This is a genomic window from Niveispirillum sp. CC-CTL257, assembly GCF_059489915.1.
Genome location: NZ_JCAJXE010000003.1, coordinates 444,091 through 465,598 on the forward strand (window position 1 = coordinate 444,091; position 21,508 = coordinate 465,598).

The following is a 21,508-nucleotide window of genomic DNA, read 5'->3' on the forward strand; positions in this document are numbered from 1 at the left end:
CTTTATGCCGTCAGGCGCGGATGGCCTGGATCTGAACGGGGGCGCGGCGGGCGGCTTCGGCCGCCACCATGCGCCGCAGGTCGATCAGGGCCAGAAGATAGGACAGGACGGATTCTCCCCCCGATTCTGGTTCAACCCATCGGGACGCAACCCGTCACGGCTCGCCCCATCTTCGTCCAGCAGCGGCTGGCCCTGGTCGTTATGCCCCTCGAACCAGCGATAGGCGCGGTTCGCCTCGCGCAGCCAGAACGGATCATCATCGACCGTGGAGGCCACCTCGCAGGCCGCGACCATGGCGGCGGCTTCCAGCGGTTGCTGATCAAAGATGCGGGGCCTTGCGCGGGTATCGCCGAAGCTTTCCGACCCCACGGGCCGGAAATGCCCCTGCGGCGATGTCTGCATCCGCGCCAGCCAGCGCAGCGAGCGCAAACCGGCATCCAGCATGCAACTGCTGCCCATGGCCCGCCCGGCCAGGATCAGGGCCTGGCACAGGCGCGGATTGTCATAGGACAACCCATCCTCGAACCAGCACCAGTCCATTGTCGCATGGCTTTTGAACAGGCCCAGAAGGTGGGTGGCCATCCGCTCGCGCAGGTCCAGTGCCGCACCGTCGGTTGGATTGGCCGCGCACCAGGGGTCCAGACCCAGCAGGGTGAAGACCTGCGCCCGCGTTGCCGGAAATTCCGCCGCTGTCGGCAAGGCCATGCGGAACAGATTGCGCGCCCATTCCCGCCGGGCCGGGTGCGGGTCGCTGCCGGCGGCCACGCCCAGGGCCCAGAGCGTGCGACCGTGACTGTCCTGCGATCCGCGCGGTTCCAGCCATTGCCGGCTGAAGCCCATGAAATTGCGGAAATGCTGAGTGTCCGGGTTCCAGGCATGCTGGATGAAGGCGGCATAGCGCGACACCATCAGGTCCGGCAGACGCTGCCCCGCATGCTGCGACAGGTGGCAGGCCAGCAGCAGGGCGCGGGCATTATCATCCACGCAATAACCATGCGCCCGATCCGGGATGCACCCGACCGCATGCTGATACAGGCCCGTATCATCGCTCATCTGTTCCAGATAGGTCAGGTTGGGTTCCGGCAGGTCCCGCACGCGACGCGGCACCATCACGGCCGGCAGCGGCCGGGGCCGCCACGCCCGGACCACATCCTCAAACATGTCCAGATACCGTTCCGCCACCCGGTTCCAAACCATGTCGCGGCTATAATCATAGGCGTCACGGCGCAGCCGGTCGCGTGCCTCATCATCGCTCAGCAAGGTCCCGATGGCCTCGCCCATGGCGTCCGGTTCATTGAACGGCACCAGCACGCCGCGCCCATCGGCCAGCAGCTCCGCCGCATGCCAATAGGGGGTGGAGACGACGGCCCGGCCCAGACCGAAACTCTGCGCCAGGGTGCCCGACGTCATCTGCGCCTCGTTCAGGTACGGCGTGACATAGACATCCGACATGGCGATATGGTCCAGCAGGGTGGACCGGTCCACGAACTGGTTGGCGAAGATGACGGCATCTTCCACGCCCAGAAGGCGGGCCCGTTCCAGCAGCTGTTCGCGATATTCCTCGCCCTGGCTGCGCAACAGTTGCGGGTGCGTGGCGCCCAGGATCACATAGGCGGCATCGGGCCGGCGCGCCAGGATGGCGGGCAGGGCGTCGATCACCGTCTCCAACCCCTTGTTGGGCGACAGCAGGCCGAAAGTCAGGATCACCGACCGATCCTGCAAACCCAGCTTGCGCTTGAACGCGTCCGGCTCCTCAAAGCTGACGCGGTGGATGCCGTGTGGGATGACGGCGATCTTGTCAGCCGGTGCACTATAGATGCTGCGCAGGAACTGACGGCCCTTTTCCGCCATGACAACGATCTTGGCCGAGGCATCGATGATGGCCGACATCACACGCCGCTGATCCGGGTTCGGGTCGGCCAATACGGTGTGCAGGGTGGTCACCACCGGCACCCGCAGCGTTTTTAACAGCCACAGCAGATGTCCCCCCGCGTCGCCGCCGAAAATCCCGAATTCATGCTGGATGCAGACAAGGTCGAAACCACCTTCGTTCAGGGCTTCCGCCGCATGGATATAATCGTCAATGACATCATCCCGGATTTCCAGGCGCACAATCTCCGGATAGGGATAGCTCTGGTCCTTGTCCGTGATGGCGACGATCTCGGCGGCCAATTGCCGATCCACCGCCCTTATCGCGGCATGCAGGTCGGTCGTGAATGTCGCGATTCCGCAGCGGCGGGGAAGGGCGGTACCGATCAGGGCAATGCGGCGCAGCATCTTCATATCCATTCCTGGGGGGGGAGGGGTTCCCAATGGAAACGCCAGCCCGGCGGAATGGTTCCACGCCCTTATACGTTCTGCTGCCGTTCAGGCCCAAAGCCCCCGGACCAGCGCCATCATCCGCTGTGCCTCCTGCCATCGGTCGGTCAACTCACGCCCATCCGTATCGACCACGGCATAGGGTGGCGGCCCCAGTTCCACCATGAAGCTCAGACTGTCATCGGGCGCCGCCTGTTCCCGCCAATGATCAAAACCCTGCCGCCACCAGCCCAGGAAAAGGTCCAGCCAGGGCTGGTGATGGCCGCCAATCGGGGCCTGTACCTGATGCGCAGTGGCGACGCGGCCATGAAAGGCGCGGGCCTGACGCAGGACGCGGATAATCGCGGCATGCTTGGCCGCGTCCACAGGCAGGTCCCATTCCCCGGCCACGACATAATGGCAAAGGTCGGCGGTCAACGGGATGTCCGGCAGGGCGTCCAGCATACGCAGGAAGAAGGGCAAATCCTGGGTCAGCCGCGCGCGATGCGTCTCGTAGAAGATGGGAACGCCCGCCCGTTCCCGTACCCGCTCCATGCTTTCCACCAGCCGCACGGCGTCCGCCACCCGGTCCATCGGCCCCGCGATCTGCACATTCAGATGGTGGGCCGACAGGGATGCCGCCTCATCCGCGAACCGGTCCAGCTCGTCCGCGGTCCGGGCCAGTACCTGCGCCTCCCAGGCCAGCCCGCGTTCATTCATGAAGCGCGACGTGATAGCGGTACGTTCCTTGCGCACCAGATTGGTGCCCGCCCCGTCGAACCCGGCATCGACCACGGCCTGCAATGCCGTTTCCAGATCGTTCCAGACATCAAAGCCGGGACATTGATCCATCCCCCAGACGGATTGCAGGATCAGAAGACGGGGCATGGAACCCTCCCGGTGGCCGATGCTCCTGCTTCGTCCCTTCCGGCTTTGGCGTCCAATCACAATCGCTCAACAGCTCATGCGTGGATGCTATGACCCGGCCAGACAGGAAGCCGCCTCCTGCCGCACCGCATCGGACAGCCACGCGACGGGCGGCGGTGTGGGGCCGATGTCGGGTTCCAATAGGGTGAAGTCAAAACCGATGGCGGGTTGCACGGGCCGTATCTCAACACCTAACCGGCGGAACAGCCGGGCCGAAAATGGCTCAACAATCGCCAGACCCAGCCCCGCCTCGACATAGGCATAGATGGGCAGCGACTGCTGGCACTCCAGCAGCCGTTCCACCACCACCCCATGTGCCGCCAGGGCGGCGTCGATCCCGTTCCACAGGGCATCGGCCTCATGCATCGGGCCGATGAAGCTTTCCCCGGCCAGATCACCTATCTGCAAACTGTCCTTCGCCGCCAGCCGGTGACCGGGCGGCAGGGCACAGACATAATCGGCGCGGATCAGGGGCGTGACGCGGATGCCCTCGCGCGGGGCCGATGCCACGCCGATGCCCAGGTCGGCCTGACCCAGGAACACCCGATCCTCGATGGCCCGCTGGCCCAGCGCCTCCACCGTCACCTTCACGTCCCCATGCTGTTCCCGGAACCGGCGCAGCACGGGCGGCAGAACAGAGGTGGCAATGGCCGACAGACAGGCGACACGGACTGTTCCGACGGGATGCGCCCGGATGCGCCGCGCCGCCTGGGTCAGCAGGTCCAGGCCCGTGAAGGACCGCTGCACCGCCTCGAACAGCGTCTCCGCCTGCGCCGTGGGATGCACCCGCCCGCCCCGCCGTTCGAACAGGGGGAAGCCAACGGAATATTCCAGATCGGCGATCAATCGGCTGACCGACGGCTGGGAGATGTTCAGCATGGATGAGGCGGCGGTCACCCCGCCGCTCATCATCACCGCCCTGAACGCCTCTATCTGTCGCATCCGCATGGGGACATAGTATTCACGAATGAAGTCGTGATGCAATTCGATTGGATGCGATGGCTGATCCGGCGGCAGAATGGTTTCAACAACAGCCCATAGCCGGAGGAAACCATGAAGTACGAACAGCAGCGCGAACAGTTCCAGCGTGAAGGCTACGCGGTTTTCGAACGCGTGCTGGAAGGAGAATTGCTGGACATCCTGCGCGCCCAATGCGGCCGCATGGTGGAGCGGGAGGATGCGCGGCTGGACGCGCTGGGCGTGGATGTCGACGGCATCACCCATCGCGGCAACCGCTATTTCGCGGGCGAATGCCAGCGGGTGCAGCCGGAACTGCGCGAAATGTTGTTCTCCGAGGTCATGGCCGACATCTGCCGCGCTACCATCGGCGACGATGCCTATTTCTTCTATGATCAGTATGTGGTGAAGGGGGCCGGCGGCGGCATGTCCTTCAGCTGGCATCAGGATAGCGGCTATGTCGTGGGCAATGGCGGCCCGCCGGATCACAAGCCGTACCTGACCTGCTGGTGCACCCTGGACGATACGACCATCGAAAACGGCACCGTCCGCGTGCTGCCTTTCAGCCAGGTTCCCGCCACGCGTGAAGGCATCGTCCCCCATGTGCGCCAGCCCGGCACCAACGATCTGGTCGGCTGGACGGGGGACGAGGAAGGCGTGGTGGTGGAGGTGCCGGCGGGCAGCATCGTCGCCTTCTCCTCCCTGCTGCTGCACGCCACGGGTGCCAACCGCACCGACCGTATGCGCCGCGTCTATCTGGCCCAGTACAGCCCCGAAGTGATCCTGAACCCCGGCACGAAGCAGCTGCGCCGCAACGCCATCCCGGTGCTGCGCAACGGCAAGCAGGTGACGTTCGCCTGAGGGGAAAGACGGCAGGATTGCTGACTTCCCGCCCCGTCTTTGTTATGCTGCTATCATCAAAGCCATCTTCGCGTCTTCCCCCATTCGTAGCCTCGGGCTGTCGAGGCCGGTAAGGCATGAACCGTGAAACACACCCTTGCTTTGTGTTTCACTTGGTTGCACAGGCTCCATTCAGAAGGGATCCATTCATGTCCAGCCCCGCCTTCCGTTTCCATTATGGTCCGCGTGTATTGAGCGGGCCCGGCGTGGTGGAACAGGTTGCCAATCTGCTGCCGCCCGGTCCGTGCCTGCTGGTCACCGACCGGGGGGTGCGGGGCCTGGGATTGCTGGATACGGTCCTGGCCGCACTGGACAGGGCCGGTGTGCCGATCGCCATTTTCGATGGTGTGGAGCCCGACCCGTCGCGGGAAACGGTGCTGGCCGCCGTCGCGGCGGGGCTCAAGGCGGGGGCCGTTTCCGTCCTGGGTTTCGGTGGCGGTAGCCCGATGGATGTGGCCAAGCTGGCAGCCTATCTGCTGGAAGCCGATGATGAGCTGGATGCCATCTGGGGTGTCGATAATGCGCGCGGTCGCCGGCTGCCGCTGCTGCTGGTGCCGACCACGGCGGGCACCGGGTCGGAGGCCACACCCGTCACCGTCATTTCCGTCGGCAATGGCGAAAAGCGCGGGGTGAGCAGTGCCGTGCTGCTGCCCGACGTGGCGATCCTTGATCCGCTGCTGACCCTGGGCCTGCCCCGGCCCGTGACGGCGGCCACCGGCATCGACGCCATGGTCCACGCCATTGAGGCTTTTACAAGCAAGCGCCTGAAGAATCCGATGTCGGATATGCTGGCGCGCGAGGCCCTGCGGCTTCTGTCCGCTAACCTGCTGCGCGCCTGTACCGTGCCCGGCGATGCCGATGCGCGCGGGGCCATGCTGCTGGGCGCGCATCTGGCGGGCGTGGCCTTTGCCAATGCGCCGGTGGCGGGCGTGCATGCGTTGGCCTATCCGCTGGGCGGGCTGTTCCATGTGCCGCATGGCCTGTCCAATGCCCTGGTGCTGCCGCATGTCCTGGCCTTCAACATGCCGGCGGCGGCCCCCCTTTATGCTGAACTGGGCCCCATCCTGAACCCGTCCCTGACCGGTCAGGGGGAGGGGGCGCGGGCCGAAGGTCTGGTGCAGGCCATGGTGGAACTGTCGCAGGCCAGCGGTCTGCCGCAACGTCTGCGCGATGTCGGCGTGGGGGAGGGTGACCTGCCCCGTATGGCGTCGGACGCGATGTTGCAGCAACGCCTGCTGATCAACAATCCCCGCCCGATCACAGAAGCCGACGCCCTCTCCATCTACCGGGCCGCTTGGTAAGTTACACCACCAGAAGCGACTGCGCTGTCTCCCGCAGGGCCTTCACAAAGGCGGTGACGGCGGCACTCTGGCTGCGGTTGCGCAGCAGGTGGATGCCGTCATTGGTCTGTTCGCCCGCCGCCATGGCGTAACAGGTCAGCGCCCCGTCGGCGCTGGCGGCCAGGGCCAGCGACCGGGGTACGACGGTAATGGCCGGCCCCTGCCGCACCACCTCCAGACAGGCCAAGGTGCTGTCCAGCTCATAATCGGGAAAGCTGCGCTGGGCGATGCGGGTGCGGATGGCGGGGGCGAAGCGGTGCTCGCTGCCCGGTGCCGGGCGCGGCAGGGCCCAGGGCCGCTGTTCCACCGCCTCCCGCCGTCCCCGCCCCTCCGGCAGGGGGTGGGATGCGGCGGTAACGATCATCAGCGGCTCACGCGGCAGGGCCGTCACCACCACCTCATCGGCATAGGCGGACCCGTCGAACTTGCTGATATCACAGACGACAAGGTCCAGCGACCGGTCAACCAGCCCGTGCAGCAGCACATCCGCCGTTCCGCCCGTCACGGTGACCCGTACCCCGTCATGCGCCGCCCCGAACCGACCGATGGCGCGGGTCAGCAGCGGGTTCATGGGATAGGGACCGGCCCCGACCCGGACCGTGCCCGACCCGGGCCGTGTCAACTGGTTGGCGGCACTGTCCAGGTTGCCAGCGGCGGCCAGCACATCCTGTACGGGCCGGATCAACCGGTCGCCGGCATCGGTGGGCCGGACATAATGGGTGGTGCGGTCGAACAGGACGGTGCCCAGCTCCTCCTCCAGCTTCTGGAGGCTGCGGCTCAACGCCGACTGGGTGATGGCCAGTTCGTCTGCGGCCCGCGCAAAGCTTTGCAGACGGTACAAGGCCTCGAAATGTTGAAGTCGGCGGAGGTTCATGACGCCCCTCCGATGAACAATCTGGTGATCCAGCCTGTCAGCCTCCCATAGGGGGCGGCGACAAGATGGGATTGGTTGAAGCGGCCCATACGCAGCACGGCACGGGCATGTGACAGGCGCAGAAAGCCTTCACGCCCGTGATAGGCACCGGTCCCGCTCTCACCCACGCCGCCAAAGGGCAGATCCTCCTGCCCGACATGCAGCATGGTGGCATTCACCGTCACCCCGCCTGATCGCGTGCCATCCAGCACCTCCGTCATCAGGCGGGCATCATCGGAATAGCAGTAAAGGGCCAGCGGCTTGGGCCGCGCATTAATGAAGGCCAGTGCCTCCTCCACCCGGTCATAGGGCAGGATGGGCAGGACCGGCCCGAAAATCTCCTCCCGCATCGCCATGCTGTCGACGGGCGGGTCGATCAGCAGGGTTGGCGGGAACAGGCGCTGGGCCGCGTCGCCGGCGTCGCGGTGGCGCAGTACCTGCCCACCGGCCTCCGTTACCATGGAAGACAGGCGGGCATAATGGCGGTCGGTGATGATGCTGGTATAGTCGGGATTGCCGGTAATAGTGGGGTACATCGCCTCTACCCGCTGCATCAGGACTTGCGCGAAGGCCTCCATCCGATCGCGCGGCACCAGTACATAATCGGGCGCCACGCAGGTCTGGCCGGCATTGAAGAACTTGCCCATGGCGATGGTCCGGGCCGCCTTGTCCAGTGGGTAGTCTGGCAGGACCAGGACCGGCGATTTGCCACCCAGTTCCAGGGTGACGGGCGTCAGATTGCCCGCCGCCGCCTGCATCACTGCCCGCCCCACGCGGGTGGACCCGGTAAAGACCAGATGATCGAAGGGCAGGCGGGAGAATTCTGCTGCCACCTCTGCCCCGCCCGTCACCACTGCCACCCGCTCCTCCGGGAACAGGGTACCCAGCAGGGTGCGCAGTAGTTCTGCCGTCCGGGGTGCCAGTTCCGACGGCTTGATCATCACCCGGTTACCCGCCGCCAGCGCATCGACCAGCGGCCCCAGCGTCAAGAAAATCGGATAGTTCCAGGGCGACAGGATGCCGACCACGCCAAGCGGCTGATACTCCACCCGCGCCGTGGCCGGCTGGAATGCCAGCCCCGCCACCCGCCGCTGGGGCCGCATCCAGCCCTTAAGGTGGCGGCGGACATGCCGGATGCCGTTCAGCAGCGGCATCAACTCGCCCAACTCCGTCTCCTGCCGGGCGCGGTTACCGAAATCGGCACTGACGGCGGCGACCAGTTCGCCTTGATGCCGCCGGACGAGGCTGGCAAGGCCGTCAAGGGCGGCCAGACGTGCCTTCAGGTCCGGCGCGCCGTGACGCCTTGCCACCTCTTGCTGGCGCGCCAACAGGCCCTGCAGGTACGGTACCCCGTCCATCACATTCCCTCAGACGTCGTTCAATTGCTTATCCCCAACATACATGACCAAGTGCATTTTCATGCATCTCTGGAAGTCATCAGGTGATGATTTTTTGGCAAGATCGCCATCATGCGGCCCCGAATATCATCACCCCGTTTGCAAGGGCGGAACCCGATGACACTTCCATATCTGATTGTGGGCAGCGCGCTGTTCATCCTGTTCATCATTCTGTTGCACCATCTGCTGGGCCAGACCGCGCGGGAGCGCATGCCGGACCGGGACGCGGCCTTGAACCGTTTCCGCGACCTCCTGCCGGATGTGCCTGCCGCCGGTGCCGCCCTGTCCCGTGACGGGCTATCGGCCCTGATCGATCTGGGAACGACCGGCCGCTTCGGCCTGCTTCTGACCATGGGCCGTTACGCCACGGCGCGGGTGGTGGGGGCGGAGAACGTGACCGGCTGGCACCTGCAAGACAGTGTCCTGACCTTGTCGCTTGCCGATTTCACGGCCCCGTCTTTCCGGCTTTCCTTCGCCGATGGGGCGGAGGCGGCCCACTGGCAGGCGCTTCTCGAAGCGCTGCCCAATAGATAACGACAATATCTGGGAAGAAACGATGCCGGACACTCTGAGTTATCCCGATGTCGCCACCCTGGCCAGCCCGCTCTATCTGCTGCTGCTCGTCCTTGAACTGCTGCTGATGCGCCTGAACCTGCTGCGCGCGCATTACGAGACGCGGGACAGTGCTGCCAGCCTGTCCATGGGTGTCGGCTACGTCATTACCGGCCTGTTCTCCGGCCTCCTGATCGGCGGCGGCATATCGGCCATCATGTTCTGGGTCTATGACCACCGGCTGTTCGATATCGGCACGTCCGTCTGGGCCATCGTCGCCTGCTTCCTGATTGATGACATGCGCTATTACTGGGCGCACCGTTTCATGCACCGCATCCGCTGGCTGTGGGCCAGCCATGTCGTTCATCATTCCAGTCAGCATTTCAACTTCGCCACGGCCCTGCGCCAGCCCTGGACAGGGGCCATCATGGGCTTGTTCGTGCTGAAGCTTCCCTTGGCCTTCCTGGGCTTCCATCCGGCCATCCTGATCTTCGCCTCCTCTCTCAACTTGCTTTACCAGTTTTGGATCCACACGGAATCCATCCGCCGCATGCCGGGATGGTTCGAGGCGGTGATGAACACCCCATCCCATCACCGTGTCCATCACGGCTCCAACCCGCGTTATCTGGACAGCAATTATGCCGGCACCCTGATCATCTGGGACAAGCTGTTCGGGACCTTCGTGCCGGAACAGGACCATGATCCGGTGCGGTTCGGTCTGGTCCGCGACCTGGGTACCTTCAATCCCCTGCGCATCGCCTTTCATGAATTCGTGGGCATCGCCAAGGATCAGGCGCAGCGCGGGCTCTCCCTGCGCGATCGCTTCCTCTATCTGTTCGGCCCGCCGGGGTGGAGCCATGATGGCAGCCGCGACGACACTGACAAGATCAAGGCTGCCTTTCTGCGCCGGAACCCGGAACAGGCCGGCACGCCCGGTCTTCCCCCGACTGGCACCCATGAAATGCCCATGATGGCGCGGGAGGTGGCCGATGCTGCTGGCGGCAAGTGATGCGATCCTGGCGCTGGCCTGCCTCTGGGCCGGTTGGACCCTGTTGACTGAACAGGCGACGGGTCCGGTACGGCTGCTGGCTGCTGCGGTCCTTGCCCTCGCCATACCGTCCGCCCTCGGTACCCTGCACTTTGCCGGGTGGGAACCCGAATGGCTGACAATCCTGCATCAGGATTCGTCGGAGATTTTCGCCCTTCTGGGCTTCACGATCATCGCCGTCGCCCTGTTCCTGCTGCCCAGCACACGGCGCGCGCCCTGGGTGGTGGGGGGCGCGGTCCTGTTGGCCGGCGGTCTCACTCTGGCAGGGCAGAAGGCCCTGGTTGGGCCGCTATCCAGCCTATTCATCCTGGCCGGCACCCTGCGCCTGCTGACACGGGCAACACGGCTTTGGCTAGGCCTGTCGATGCTGGGCTTAATTCTGGCGGCGGTCACGCGGGTGCCGGGATTGATGGGGCCGGATGCCCGTATCATCGGGCTGCATGTGGGGCTGGCGCTCTGGGTCGCGACGCTGGCGATGGGGGTGCGGGGCTATTCTCCCTCGGCCGATAGGATGGTCTCAATGTCCCGTGCAGAGTGAAGGATATGGATGATGATCACATCGGCGCCATCAAAACGGTAAAGAATGGCGTAGTCGCGGTGGATACGACGTCGGATGCCTTGGTGTTCGTATCGTTGCAGCACCGGAAAGGCACGGGGGGATTGGCCAATGCCGACGGCCTTTATGCGAAGCTCTTTCACGAACGAGAGCGCCCGCGCAGGATTCTCTCTTGCGATGAAGTCCGCGATGTTCTCCAGGTCCTGTTCGGCTTGGGCGACGAAACGGACAATCAAGGTTTCGCACCGTTGGCGGTTATCGCCGCATATTTTGCTTCCAGACGGTCAAAAACTTCCTCGGCAGGACGCATTCGTCCGGCAGCAAGGTCCGCTAGGCCAGCTTCGATAGCCGTATCCATCCTGGTCAAAGCTGCCGCATGATCTTGCTGCGTCTGATCCCGCCGGATCAGGTCGCGGATATAGTCGCTGGCGCTGGCATATTGGCCGCTGTCGATGCGGGATTGGACCCAGTCGCGCATGCGGTCGGGCACAGAGACATTCATGGTCGCCATCACGGCCTCCCTCTCAAACCTTCTGGCATCATGCCATTTTTTGCCAAAGCCTGCCAAGACGGAGACCCAGCCCCATGTCCCATGCCGCCCTGTCATTACGTCTGTTCGCCCTGTATCTGGGGGCGAACGGGCTGATCCTGCTGCTGGTCCCCAACCTGCTGTTGACCCTGCTGGGGTTGGCCCCGACGGAGGAACCGTGGATACGGGTCCTGGGGATCATCGTCTTCAATCTGGCGCTCTACTATCACGCCGGTGCCGATGGGGTGGCGTTCCAGCGGGTCACCGTGGTCACGCGTGTCATCGTGCTGGCGGGCTTTTCGGGTCTGGTCCTGGCGGGTCTGGCGCCTGGCCTGCTGATCCTGTTCGGGCTTGTGGATTTCACGGGTGCTGTCTGGACGGCGCTGGCCATGCGGCGGGACCGGGCTGTTTCCCAGAACGCATCACCACAGGCGTCGCAATTCCCCTAACGTCTGACAAACACAGACCAGGGACGGAGGGAAAGCGATGGGGAAGGGGGCCAGCCTGAATGCGGGTGAACGCGCCGCCAGCTTTACCCGGCTGGCGGCGGAAACGTTCGATCTGGCCATCATCGGTGGCGGCATCACCGGGGCGGGCATCGCCCGCGACGCTGCTCTGCGCGGCCTGTCGGTGGCCCTGCTGGAGGCGCAGGATTACGCATCCGGCACCAGCAGCCGGTCATCCAAGATGATCCATGGCGGCCTGCGTTACCTGGCACAGGGCGATGTGGCCCTGGTAAGGGAAAGTGCGTCGGAGCGGCAGGTGCTGCGCCGCATCGCCCCGCATCTGGCCCGGATCACCCCCTTTGTCATCCCCACCACCTCGCTGGCGACCCAGGCCAAGCTGCGCGCGGCTCTGTGGAGCTTTGAGAAACTGGGCGGGGTGCCGGCGACAGAACAGCATGAAGTCTGGAGCCTGGATGAACTGGCGCGGCGGGAACCGCATCTGCGCCGTGACCGGCTGAACGGGGCCGTCGCCTATCCGGAGTTCCTGACCGACGATGCGCGCCTGACGCTGGCCAATGTCCGTTCCGCCGCCGCCGCCGGGGCCGTGGTCCTGAACCATGCGCGGGTGGAAAGCCTGCTGGAGGAGGGGGGTAGAGCCGTCGGCCTGATCGCCCGCTCCACCCTGTCGGGCGAAGAGGGCGCAGCCCGCGTCAAGGCGCGGGTCATCGTGAATGCTGCCGGTCCCTGGGTGGACAGGGTCCGGGCGCTGACGGTGGGAGATGGCGACCGGCGGCTGGCCATCTCCAAGGGCATTCATCTGGTGCTGCCATGTGGCATATTGCCGGTATCATCCACGCTGATCCTGCGCGCGCCGGACAAGCGTAACATCTTCGCGGTGCCGCGCGGCGGCTTCACCTATCTGGGCACCACCGACCAGTTTCAGGAAGGTGCCGATTACTGGCCGGAGATCGGCCGCGCCGACATCGACTACCTGCTGAACGCGGCCCAGGCCGCCATGGATGTGCCCGCGATCGGGGACCAGGATATCGTGGCCCTGTGGGCTGGCATTCGGCCCTTGATCGGGGAAGCCGGCAAGAAGGCGACGGAAGTATCGCGCAAGGATGAGATGTGGGTGGGGCCCAGCGGCGTCATTGCCATCGCGGGCGGCAAGCTGTCGGCCTACCGCGCCATGGCGTCCCGTATCGTGGACGCGGTGGAAGGGCGTCTGGACCGTCGCCCGTCACCTTGCCGCACGGCCGATCTTCCCTTGCCGGGCGGTGAGCAGACGTTGGATGGCGATGACCGCCTTGATCGGCTTTACGGCACGGAGGCCACGCTGATCCGCGCCGGCGGCGGCGATGTCGCGGCGGAGGCCCGGCACGCCGTCCTGCATGAAGGGGCCGCCACGCTGGAGGATTACTGGGTCCGGCGCAGTGCGCGGGCCTGGTTCGACAGACAAGCGGGCCGCACGTCCCTGGCCCCGGCGGCAGAGGCCATGGGCCGCCTGCTGGGCTGGGATGACCGCCGTGGGGCCGCCGAAATCCATCATTGCCTGCAACTGGACCGGAACAGCCGGCGGGCCCTGACGCCCGGACCGGGAGGAGAATGAAGATGAATATCGCCACCCGACTGGCCGAACGGATCGGCCGCGACAAGGTGCTGGGCGACGCCGACACGCTGCGCGCCCGCCGCTATGACCAATGGTGTGTGAAGCATCTGCGCGACTGGCGGGGCGAGCATGTGCCCGCCCCCGGCATCGTGGTGCGGCCTGAAAGTGTGGCCGATGTCCGCCAGGTCGTACTGTTCGCCAATGAGCACCATGTCCCCCTGATCCCCTTCGGTCTGGGCAGTGGCGTCTGCGGCGGGGTGGAGCCGACGCCGGAAGCCATCCTGCTGGATATGGGCGGTATGGCATCGGTGCGTTTCATTGACGAGACCAACCTGCTGGCCGGCTTCGATGCCGGCATGAACGGGCTGCTGGCGGAAGAGACGGTGGCGTCCCACGGCCTGACCATCGGCCACTGGCCGCAATCTATCGGGATCAGCAGCGTCGGTGGCTGGGTCTCCACCCGCGCCTCGGGCCAGTTCTCCACCGCCTATGGCAATATCGAGGACATGATCTATGCGGTAGAAGCGGTGACGCCCAATGGCGACATCGTCACCCTGGGCAAGGCACCGCGCGCGGCGGCGGGGCCGGACTTGCGCCACCTGCTGATGGGGGCGGAGGGGACGATGGGCGTGGTCACCGGCGTCACCCTGTCGCTACGCCGGGCGGCCCCCTTCCGCCAATGCTCCATCTTCTTCGCCAAGGACATGGAGGCGGGGTTCGAGGCACAGCGTCGCATCATCCAGGCCGACTGGAAGCCGCCGGTGATGCGCCTGTATGACGGGCGGGAAGTGCGCCGCCTGTTCAAGGATTTCCAGCGCGACGGCAAGTCAATGCTGCTGATGGTGCATGAAGGTCCGCGCGAACGGGTGGAGGCGGAGATGCCCGCCATCGCCGCCATCGCGGCGGCGGCGGGGCTGGAGCCGGGTGACCCGGCGGCGGCCGAACAATGGCTGCTGCGCCGTAACCATGTGCCCACCTGGAAGGACATGTTCGAGCGTGGCTATGTCGCCGACACCGCTGAAATCTCCGGCACCTGGACGCAGATTGGCGATATCTACAATGACGTTATCCGGGACTTGAACGAGGTCGAAGGCGTCATCAACGCCTCGGCGCACAGTTCCCATGTCTACCGTTCCGGGATTAACCTGTATTTCTCCTTCGCCGCGACGTTCGAGGATACGGCCTGCATGGAACCCGCTTACTTCGAATGCTGGCGTCGCATCATGGAGGCAACGGCCCGCCATGGCGGCGGGGTGGCGCACCATCATGGCGCGGGCAGGTTGCGCAAGCCCTATCTGGCCCATGATCTGGGGTCTGGCGGCGTGGCCCTGCTGCGCCGGTTGAAGGGGGCGATGGACCCGAACGGCATCCTGAACCCCGGAAATCTGATCCCCGATGCCTGAACTGCTGCTGGCCCTTGATTGTGGCACCACGGGTGCCCGCGCCCTGCTGATTGATGCGGGCGGCACGGTGCTGGCGGGGGCCAAGCAGCCTATCCCCTCATCCTTTCCAGTTCCCGGAAGGGTTGAACAGGATGGCGAACAGGTCTGGTCCATCTGCCGGTCGGTCATCGCGCGGGCATTGGATCAGGCCGGGCGATCCATGCAGGACGTCGCCGCCATCGGCGTGACGACGCAGCGGTCCAGCACGGTCCTGTGGGACCGCGCCACGGGGCATCCCGTGGCACCGATCCTGGTCTGGAGCGACCTTCGCGGCATGGACCGTTACAAGCAGCTGCGCGCTGCCGGCTTCACGCTCTGGCCACAGGTGCCGGCGGCGAAGCTGGAAGCCGCACTGGATCTGGTCCCCGATGGCCGTGCCCGCATGGCGCGGGGGGAGCTGTGCTGGGGTACGCTGGACAGCTACCTGATCTTCCGCCTCACGGGCGGGGGCGCGCATGTCACGGATATCGGCTCGGCCTGGCTGTCGGGCTATATCGGCTATCCCGATCATCCCGGCTGGAACCCGGCCCTGATCAAACATCAGGGGCTGGAACCCGGCCTGTTTCCCGCCATCGCCGACAGCTGGGGGCCCATCGGGCAGACCAACCCATCATTGTTCGGCGTATCGGTGCCCGTTACAGCGGTGATCGCGGATCAACAGGCGGGCATGCTGGCCCATGGGCGGCTGTCGGCGGGGGCCTGGAAGGCCACCTATGGCACCTCTGGCGTCTTGATGGCCTCCACCGGTGCCATCCCCATCAGTCCCCATCGCACCATCCCCATCCAGGCCATGACCAAGGCGGGGGAGGATATTTCCTGGTGCGTGGAGGGTATGGTGATCAGCTGCGGTGCCTTCCTGACCTGGCTGTGCCAGGACATGGGGATGTTCGCCGATGCCGCCGCCTTGTCGGATGCCGCCGCCAGCGTGCCGGACACGCGCGGTGTTATTGTCCGTCCGTCCCTGCAGGGGCTGGGCGCGCCGCATGGACGGTTTCATGAACGCGCCCTGATTTCCGGGCTGGATGCGGGTGCCGGACGGGCGCATGTGGCCCGCGCGGCCCTGCAGGGGCTTGCCCTGCGCATGATGGAGATTGCGCGCGCCGTGGCCGCCACACCGGGCCTCTTCACCCCCGACCACCTGCCTGTGGATGGCGGCGTCAGCGCCAGTGAACCGTTGTTGCAGATGCAGGCGGATGCGTTGGACCTTCCCGTCCGCCGCCATCACGTGAAGGAGGCGACGGCCTATGGTGCCGCTATCGCCGCCGGCCTGGGTGTCGGCGTCATCGCCGTGGCCGATCTACCCCGCTTCGCCCGCTATGACGCGGAATTTACGCCGCGCATAGGCCGGGACGAAGCGGAAGCCGCCTATCAGGCCTGGGCGAAGGTGGCCCTGGCCTGATCCATCACGCCGCCTCCGCCGGCTTCAGCACCGGCTGCAACAGATGCAGCCATCCCAGCGCCAATAGGTAGGACACCGACACCAGCGCGAACATGGGGGAATAGGACCCGCCGGTTGCCAGCACCCAGCCGGCGGCTTGCAGGATTGCCATGCCCGCCAGATTGCCGCACAGCGCGCCGATGGAGATGACGGTGGCGATCCGCCCCTGCGGGATGATGTCGGTGGCGGTGGCGAACAGGTTGACGGAGAAACCCTGATGGGCCGCCAAGGTCAGTCCCAGCAGCGCCACGGCCAGCCAGTAATTTTGCACCAGCAGCACCAGCGGCACCGGCAGCACCAGAAGTGCGCAGATCAACAGGGTCAGCTTGCGTGCGCGGTTGATGCTCATCCCCGCCGCCAGCATGCGGCCAGAGACGTAGCCGCCGGCGAGAGACCCGAACGCCGCGACGGCATAGATGGTGGCCAGCGGCACGCCGAAGCTGCGCATGTCCAGCCCGAAGACGCGGGTGAACAGATCCGGCATCCACATCAGAAGGAACCACCAGACCTGATCGGAAAACACCTTGGCCCCAGCAAAGGCCCAAGTGCGCCGGTCGGTCAAAACAGTGCCCCAGGGCACCTTCGCCCCACCCGTTGCGGCGGCGAGGGTGGGGGGCGTCTGGAAATAGGGCAGGCGGGTCAGCGCCCACCAGGCGACAACCCAGACCAGCCCCAATCCGCCCATGATGTAAAAAGCCCAACGCCAGCCATAAGACAAGGCGATGACGGGCACCAGCAGGGGCGCGATGATGGCCCCGATATTGCCCGCCGCATTGACGAAGCCCAGGGCCAGGGAGCGCTCATTGGCCTGGAACCAGACGGAAACGGTCTTGATGGCCGCCGGCGTGCCCAACGCTTCCGTCGCGCCCAGGGCCACACGCACCAGCTTGAACTCCGTCAGGGTCGTGGCCATGCCATGAACAATAGCGGACAGGCTCCATGACCCGACGGCGACGGGATTGCCAACCCGCCAGCCCATGCGGTCGATCATCCAGCCGGCAAAGACGAAGGCAAAGGCCGCCGCCCCCTGGAACATGGCGACCAGCGTGCCGTAATCGGCGTCGCTCCAGCCCAGTTCCTTTTCCAGCATGGGTTTCAGCACGGCGATGATCTGCCGGTCTGTGTAATTCAGGATACCCGCCATCATGACGAGCGCCAGCAGCAGGGTACGGTGAATGCCGAAACGCATGGGGGTGTCCTTGTCGCAAATACGTAGGTCAGGTCGAGCGCGCCGCGCGAGCCCTGACGGAGAAGGCTCTCAATCCAATGCTGTCAGGGCTCGCCTCCGGCTCGACCTGACCTACGAACACTTCAGCTTACCGCCGCAATGCCCGCGAACAGCCCCGCCCACGCACTGCCCTGGCGATAGAAGAGCGGCGGCTTGCCCAGCGGCGCATCCACCGTTACCGTCTGCCCGCCCGCATGCATGCCACCCGTCCAGACCTCCACCCAATCGGTCCCGGCGGGAAGATAGGTGCTCCACCGCTCCACGCCCGACTGAATGACGGGGGCGACCAGCAGTTCGGTGCCGTAGAGATAGCTTTCCTGCAGGGCATAGGTGGCGGGATCGTCAGGGAAATGCAGGAACAGCGGGCGCTGCACCGGCAGGCCCGTCGCCACCGCCTCGTCCGACAGTGCCCGCAGATAGGGTGCCATATGGGCGTAGATGCGGGTCATACGGGCGAAATGCGCCAGGACCTGTTCATCCTCATCGATCTGCACATTCTCCCGCGGGCGGTTGCCCTCGTGCCCGCGCATCACGGCGGTGAAGGCTGCCATTTCCGACCAGCGCATGACCAGTTCCGGCGTGCGGACATTGCCGAACAGGCTGGTGTAGCCGCCAATATCGCTGTGGTGATAGGCATTGCCCAGCAGACCCGATGACAGGGCCGCCGTGATGACGGTGCCGATGCCGTCATGCCGGCTGAAATCCACGGACTGGTCGCCCGCCCACAACAGGGGGCAATGTTTCTGCACCCCGCTATAGCCGGCGCGCATGAAGAACAACGCCTCGCCCGTCTTGCCCCGGCTAGCCACGGCGCGGGCATTCACCTCCGCCCACAGGACCGGCCAGGCATTATGGGCCAGCATGCCGGGTGTGCCATCATGCAGCCGAACGTCGGTCGGCAGATATTCCCCGAAATCTGCCATCCAGCCGGACAGCCCGAAATCCAGCATATTCTGCCCGATCACCCGTTCCGCAAACCATTCGGCGGCGGCGGGGTTGGTGAAATCCACCACACCGCAATCGAACTCCCCGAAATCGACCGTATAGGTCTCGTCGCTATCCAGTTTCTTTGCCAGATATCCGGCGGCCTCCGCTTCCGGGAAGAAGCTGCCATCAACGCAGAGATAGGGGTTCACATAGCCGAGGAACCGGATGCCGCGTTCATGCAACTCCCTGATCTTCCTATCCAGACCCGGATAGCGCGCAGCATTCCATTTCCAGTCCCAGAACAGGCGGTTGCCGAAGCTGGTGATACGAAGTCCCACCCAATCCTCACACCACAGGCCGGATAGCGCGGCCCCGGACGCAGCATATTTCTCCAGCCGGTCAAAGCTGTTCGCCCCATCCTTCAACCCGACGATGGCGCCCTTCAGCACCCAGTCGGGCAAGGGTGGCTGCCGCCCGAACCGGTCGGACAGGGCTGTGACCAGATCGGTGAAGGCATCGCGCGCCCACAGCTCAATGGTCGCCGGTGCCGCCCAGATCTCCAGCTCGTGCCAGTCCCCCTTGCGGAAATCAAAGGCGCTGTAGGCTGTGGTGTCGATATGCAGGGCATAGCGGCGTGACGACATGTATGTCGGCTGCGGATAATTGGTCTTGTAATAATCGCCACCGGCCTTGCCCTTCTGATCGGACTGGAAGGTCAGCAAGGTGGACTTATCCCGCCCCACGCCAGGTTCCGATGTCCAGAGCGGGAAACGGCGACCGCGCATGTCGAAATAGGAAAGCTGTTCGCCTCCACCCCAGACATGTTCCCCCTTTTCCGCCACTACGCGCAGCCACAGACGGTTCAGGCTGTCATCCATGGCGTCGATACGGATACGCGCATCCTGCGCCCCGCCCGACAGGGTCAGGGTGACCAGGGGCGGCAGGGAGGGGGCGATGGACAGGGCGATGCGTGCACTACCGTCGCTGTCACGGGTCATGGCCGCATGGCGCAGGCCGACCCGTTCCTCGACATTATCCTCGATATCGAAATGGCCGTGATACATCTCTACGCGCGGGTCGCCCCGGCCGACATAGAGGCACGGCGCATCGGACCGGTGGCGCAGGATGCTCCGACCTGCCAGGATCAGGTCGAAGCCGCCATCCGTCTCAACCAATTGCATGTCGTTCCCTTCCCTCAATAGACCATGCACGGCGGGATGGACCCGGCGGCCGGCTTTCTATTTCTCCATACTCTTATGTCTAATATAAGACTTAAGAAGCCGCCCTGTCCAGCCATCGGGTTGGGAATGAGGAAATGAGGGCGCAAAGCATAGGGAGAAACGCATGTTCGGGCTGATGCAGGACTGGCCGCTGACGGTAAACCGGATCATCGACCATGCCGCGCGCTGGGATGGAACGCGGCAGATCGTGTCACGGCGGGTGGAGGCTTCGGCAGACGGGGCGCTGTCCGTCACCGATTACGCCACCCTGCGCGACCGTGCCCGACGCCTGACCACGGCCCTGCGCGGGCTGGGTGTGGGGCTGGGCGACCGGGTGGCGACGCTGGCCTGGAACGGCGACCGGCATCTGGAGGCGTGGTTCGCCATCATGGGCATGGGGGCCGTCTGCCATACGCTGAACCCACGCCTGTTCAAGGATCAGCTGCGTTTCATCATCAATCATGCCGGCGACCGGGTAATCCTGGTCGATCCGGTCTTCGCCGGCCTGGTTGCAGACCTGCTGCCCGATTGTCCGACCGTGATCCAGGTCGTTCTGCTATGCGGGGAAGGGGATGTGGACCGCGCCCTGCTGCCAAACGCCATCGCCTATGAGGATTGGATTGCGGCGCACGGTGATGACGGGCACCCCTGGGGGGACTTTGACGAACGTCAGGCCGCCGCCCTTTGCTACACCTCCGGCACCACGGGCAATCCCAAGGGTGTGCTTTACTCCCACCGTTCCACCATGATCCATATGTGGATGACGTTGCAGCCCGATGTCATGGGCCTGTCGGTGCGCGACGTCGCCCTGCCCATCGTGCCCATGTACCACGCCAATGCCTGGGGCATTCCGCTATCCACGGCGGCGGTGGGGTGCAAGCTGGTGCTGCCGGGATCGCGGCTGGACCCGGCCTCGCTTCTGGACCTGATCCAGGGGCAGGGGGTGACCTTCGCCGCCGCCGTGCCCACCATCTGGCAGGCGATCATCCAGCATCTGGAACGCTATGGCGGGGATTTCGGACCACTGCGCCGGGTCATCATCGGCGGGGCCGCCTGCCCGGAAGGGGTGCTGCGCCGGCTGCACGATTATGGGGTGGAAGCGCGCCATGCCTGGGGCATGACCGAAACCTCCCCCATCGGCACGCATTTCAAGCTGGTGCCCGAACTGGCGGGGACGGGATTCGAAGAACAGATGCAATATCGCATCCGTCAGGGCCGCCCGCCGTTGGGCATCGATCTGGCCTTGCGTGGTCAGGACGGTGCCTGTCTGCCCCATGATGGGCAGCAGATGGGGCGGCTGCAGGTTCGTGGCCCCGTGGTGGCCCGTGGCTATCTGCATGGCGACGGCGGACAGGTGCTGGACGCCGATGGCTGGTTCGATACGGGCGACATCGCCGATATCGACGGTTACGGCTTCATGCGCATCGCTGACCGGGCCAAGGATGTGATCAAGTCCGGCGGCGAATGGATCAGTTCGCTGGAGATCGAGAATATCGCTTCCAGCCATCCCAAGGCCGCCCTGTGCGCCGCCATCGCCATTCCCGATCCCAAATGGGATGAACGCCCGCTGCTGGTGGTGCAGCTGAAGCCGGAAACGGACGCCACGGCGGCGGAATTCTTGGCCCATTTCCACGGACGCCTGTCGAAATGGCAGATCCCCGACGATGTCTTGTTCGTGCCCGCCATGCCGCTGGGTGCGACAGGCAAGATCGACAAGAAGGTGCTGCGCGCCATGCTCGCAAATCGTTGATAAAAAATCCCCCGGTGCCAGGGACGGCACC

19 protein-coding genes are annotated in these 21,508 nt (G+C 65.1%); 10 read left to right on the forward strand and 9 right to left on the reverse strand.

Annotated elements, in window-relative coordinates:
- Positions 1-84: 84 nt before the first annotated feature.
- The 3 genes from ABC729_RS18715 to ABC729_RS18725 all read right to left on the reverse strand — a co-directional run bounded on the left by ABC729_RS18715 (position 85) and on the right by ABC729_RS18725 (position 4,173).
- Positions 85-2,277 (reverse strand): glycosyltransferase family 4 protein, encoded by a 2,193-nt coding sequence (locus tag ABC729_RS18715; RefSeq protein ID WP_495609119.1) that lies wholly within the window; start codon positions 2,275-2,277, stop codon positions 85-87.
- A 90-nt stretch (positions 2,278-2,367) separates the two neighbouring features.
- Positions 2,368-3,186: a sugar phosphate isomerase/epimerase family protein gene (locus ABC729_RS18720; protein WP_495609120.1), complete on the reverse strand. Its 819-nt coding sequence runs from the start codon at positions 3,184-3,186 to the stop codon at positions 2,368-2,370.
- Between the two features lie 87 nt (positions 3,187-3,273).
- Positions 3,274-4,173, reverse strand: a complete 900-nt coding sequence (locus ABC729_RS18725) for a LysR substrate-binding domain-containing protein (RefSeq protein ID WP_495609121.1) — start codon at positions 4,171-4,173, stop codon at positions 3,274-3,276.
- A 105-nt stretch (positions 4,174-4,278) separates the two neighbouring features.
- Here ABC729_RS18725 and ABC729_RS18730 point away from each other — a divergent pair, with 105 nt between their 5' ends.
- Together ABC729_RS18730 and ABC729_RS18735 are read left to right on the forward strand one after the other, a co-directional pair.
- Positions 4,279-5,043 carry a phytanoyl-CoA dioxygenase family protein gene (locus ABC729_RS18730; RefSeq protein WP_495609122.1) on the forward strand — a complete coding sequence of 255 codons (765 nt, stop codon included), beginning with the start codon at positions 4,279-4,281 and terminating at the stop codon, positions 5,041-5,043.
- A 188-nt stretch (positions 5,044-5,231) separates the two neighbouring features.
- Positions 5,232-6,383, forward strand: coding sequence for an iron-containing alcohol dehydrogenase (locus ABC729_RS18735; RefSeq protein WP_495609123.1), 1,152 nt, complete (start codon positions 5,232-5,234; stop codon positions 6,381-6,383).
- A 1-nt stretch (position 6,384) separates the two neighbouring features.
- Here the strand turns inward: ABC729_RS18735 and ABC729_RS18740 are convergent, their stop codons facing one another.
- Both ABC729_RS18740 and ABC729_RS18745 read right to left on the reverse strand, forming a co-directional pair.
- On the reverse strand, positions 6,385-7,296 hold the full coding sequence (locus ABC729_RS18740; protein WP_495609124.1) for a LysR family transcriptional regulator: 912 nt from the start codon (positions 7,294-7,296) through the stop codon (positions 6,385-6,387).
- Positions 7,293-8,693, reverse strand: coding sequence for a coniferyl aldehyde dehydrogenase (locus ABC729_RS18745; protein WP_495609125.1), 1,401 nt, complete (start codon positions 8,691-8,693; stop codon positions 7,293-7,295). The genes ABC729_RS18740 and ABC729_RS18745 overlap by 4 nt, the downstream gene beginning before the upstream one ends.
- A 156-nt stretch (positions 8,694-8,849) precedes the next feature.
- Between ABC729_RS18745 and ABC729_RS18750 the strand changes: the two genes are divergently transcribed.
- From ABC729_RS18750 to ABC729_RS18760, 3 genes are read left to right on the forward strand one after another with little or no spacing between them, the layout of a single operon-like run.
- Positions 8,850-9,266 (forward strand): hypothetical protein, encoded by a 417-nt coding sequence (locus ABC729_RS18750; protein WP_495609126.1) that lies wholly within the window; start codon positions 8,850-8,852, stop codon positions 9,264-9,266.
- Between the two features lie 22 nt (positions 9,267-9,288).
- The gene (locus tag ABC729_RS18755) at positions 9,289-10,293 is read left to right on the forward strand and encodes a sterol desaturase family protein (protein ID WP_495609127.1); all 1,005 of its coding nucleotides are present in this window, start codon (positions 9,289-9,291) and stop codon (positions 10,291-10,293) included.
- The gene (locus ABC729_RS18760) at positions 10,274-10,870 is read left to right on the forward strand and encodes a hypothetical protein (RefSeq protein WP_495609128.1); all 597 of its coding nucleotides are present in this window, start codon (positions 10,274-10,276) and stop codon (positions 10,868-10,870) included. Before ABC729_RS18755 ends, ABC729_RS18760 begins: the two co-directional genes overlap by 20 nt.
- Here the strand turns inward: ABC729_RS18760 and ABC729_RS18765 are convergent.
- Positions 10,822-11,124 (reverse strand): type II toxin-antitoxin system RelE/ParE family toxin, encoded by a 303-nt coding sequence (locus ABC729_RS18765; RefSeq protein WP_495609129.1) that lies wholly within the window; start codon positions 11,122-11,124, stop codon positions 10,822-10,824. The genes ABC729_RS18760 and ABC729_RS18765 overlap by 49 nt on opposite strands.
- Complete coding sequence (locus tag ABC729_RS18770; RefSeq protein ID WP_495609130.1) at positions 11,121-11,456, reverse strand: type II toxin-antitoxin system ParD family antitoxin; 336 nt, start codon at positions 11,454-11,456, stop codon at positions 11,121-11,123. The genes ABC729_RS18765 and ABC729_RS18770 overlap by 4 nt, the downstream gene beginning before the upstream one ends.
- A 17-nt stretch (positions 11,457-11,473) precedes the next feature.
- On the opposite strand from ABC729_RS18770, the gene ABC729_RS18775 reads away from it, so the two are divergent.
- The 4 genes from ABC729_RS18775 to ABC729_RS18790 are packed head-to-tail and all read left to right on the forward strand — an operon-like array spanning position 11,474 to position 16,313.
- On the forward strand, positions 11,474-11,866 hold the full coding sequence (locus ABC729_RS18775) for a hypothetical protein (protein ID WP_495609131.1): 393 nt from the start codon (positions 11,474-11,476) through the stop codon (positions 11,864-11,866).
- Positions 11,867-11,903: 37 nt separating this feature from the next.
- Positions 11,904-13,472: a glycerol-3-phosphate dehydrogenase/oxidase gene (locus ABC729_RS18780; RefSeq protein ID WP_495609132.1), complete on the forward strand. Its 1,569-nt coding sequence runs from the start codon at positions 11,904-11,906 to the stop codon at positions 13,470-13,472.
- Between the two features lie 2 nt (positions 13,473-13,474).
- Positions 13,475-14,875, forward strand: a complete 1,401-nt coding sequence (locus ABC729_RS18785) for an FAD-binding oxidoreductase (RefSeq protein ID WP_495609133.1) — start codon at positions 13,475-13,477, stop codon at positions 14,873-14,875.
- A complete protein-coding gene (locus tag ABC729_RS18790; protein ID WP_495609134.1) occupies positions 14,868-16,313 on the forward strand; it encodes an FGGY family carbohydrate kinase in 1,446 nt (481 codons plus the stop codon). The genes ABC729_RS18785 and ABC729_RS18790 overlap by 8 nt, the downstream gene beginning before the upstream one ends.
- 4 nt (positions 16,314-16,317) lie before the next feature.
- On the opposite strand, the gene ABC729_RS18795 is transcribed toward ABC729_RS18790, so the two are convergent.
- Positions 16,318-17,541, reverse strand: coding sequence for an MFS transporter (locus tag ABC729_RS18795; protein WP_495609135.1), 1,224 nt, complete (start codon positions 17,539-17,541; stop codon positions 16,318-16,320).
- Positions 17,542-17,663: 122 nt separating this feature from the next.
- Entirely contained in the window at positions 17,664-19,688 is a 2,025-nt protein-coding gene (locus ABC729_RS18800; RefSeq protein ID WP_495609136.1) for an alpha-glucosidase, read from the reverse strand.
- Between the two features lie 163 nt (positions 19,689-19,851).
- On the opposite strand from ABC729_RS18800, the gene ABC729_RS18805 reads away from it, so the two are divergent.
- Positions 19,852-21,477 carry a long-chain fatty acid--CoA ligase gene (locus tag ABC729_RS18805; protein WP_495609137.1) on the forward strand — a complete coding sequence of 542 codons (1,626 nt, stop codon included), beginning with the start codon at positions 19,852-19,854 and terminating at the stop codon, positions 21,475-21,477.
- The last annotated feature ends 31 nt before the right edge of the window (positions 21,478-21,508 follow it).

What these genes read in the sequence shown, in the direction of transcription:
- ABC729_RS18715 (WP_495609119.1), bottom strand. Translation starts at nt 2,277, where the DNA reads ATGCTGCGCCGCATTGCCCTGATCGGTACCGCCCTTCCCCGCCGCTGC.
- ABC729_RS18720 (WP_495609120.1), bottom strand. Translation starts at nt 3,186, where the DNA reads ATGCCCCGTCTTCTGATCCTGCAATCCGTCTGGGGGATGGATCAATGT.
- ABC729_RS18725 (WP_495609121.1), bottom strand. Translation starts at nt 4,173, where the DNA reads ATGCGGATGCGACAGATAGAGGCGTTCAGGGCGGTGATGATGAGCGGC.
- ABC729_RS18730 (WP_495609122.1), top strand. Translation starts at nt 4,279, where the DNA reads ATGAAGTACGAACAGCAGCGCGAACAGTTCCAGCGTGAAGGCTACGCG.
- ABC729_RS18735 (WP_495609123.1), top strand. Translation starts at nt 5,232, where the DNA reads ATGTCCAGCCCCGCCTTCCGTTTCCATTATGGTCCGCGTGTATTGAGC.
- ABC729_RS18740 (WP_495609124.1), bottom strand. Translation starts at nt 7,296, where the DNA reads ATGAACCTCCGCCGACTTCAACATTTCGAGGCCTTGTACCGTCTGCAA.
- ABC729_RS18745 (WP_495609125.1), bottom strand. Translation starts at nt 8,693, where the DNA reads ATGGACGGGGTACCGTACCTGCAGGGCCTGTTGGCGCGCCAGCAAGAG.
- ABC729_RS18750 (WP_495609126.1), top strand. Translation starts at nt 8,850, where the DNA reads ATGACACTTCCATATCTGATTGTGGGCAGCGCGCTGTTCATCCTGTTC.
- ABC729_RS18755 (WP_495609127.1), top strand. Translation starts at nt 9,289, where the DNA reads ATGCCGGACACTCTGAGTTATCCCGATGTCGCCACCCTGGCCAGCCCG.
- ABC729_RS18760 (WP_495609128.1), top strand. Translation starts at nt 10,274, where the DNA reads ATGCTGCTGGCGGCAAGTGATGCGATCCTGGCGCTGGCCTGCCTCTGG.
- ABC729_RS18775 (WP_495609131.1), top strand. Translation starts at nt 11,474, where the DNA reads ATGTCCCATGCCGCCCTGTCATTACGTCTGTTCGCCCTGTATCTGGGG.
- ABC729_RS18780 (WP_495609132.1), top strand. Translation starts at nt 11,904, where the DNA reads ATGGGGAAGGGGGCCAGCCTGAATGCGGGTGAACGCGCCGCCAGCTTT.
- ABC729_RS18785 (WP_495609133.1), top strand. Translation starts at nt 13,475, where the DNA reads ATGAATATCGCCACCCGACTGGCCGAACGGATCGGCCGCGACAAGGTG.
- ABC729_RS18790 (WP_495609134.1), top strand. Translation starts at nt 14,868, where the DNA reads ATGCCTGAACTGCTGCTGGCCCTTGATTGTGGCACCACGGGTGCCCGC.
- ABC729_RS18795 (WP_495609135.1), bottom strand. Translation starts at nt 17,541, where the DNA reads ATGCGTTTCGGCATTCACCGTACCCTGCTGCTGGCGCTCGTCATGATG.
- ABC729_RS18800 (WP_495609136.1), bottom strand. Translation starts at nt 19,688, where the DNA reads ATGCAATTGGTTGAGACGGATGGCGGCTTCGACCTGATCCTGGCAGGT.
- ABC729_RS18805 (WP_495609137.1), top strand. Translation starts at nt 19,852, where the DNA reads ATGTTCGGGCTGATGCAGGACTGGCCGCTGACGGTAAACCGGATCATC.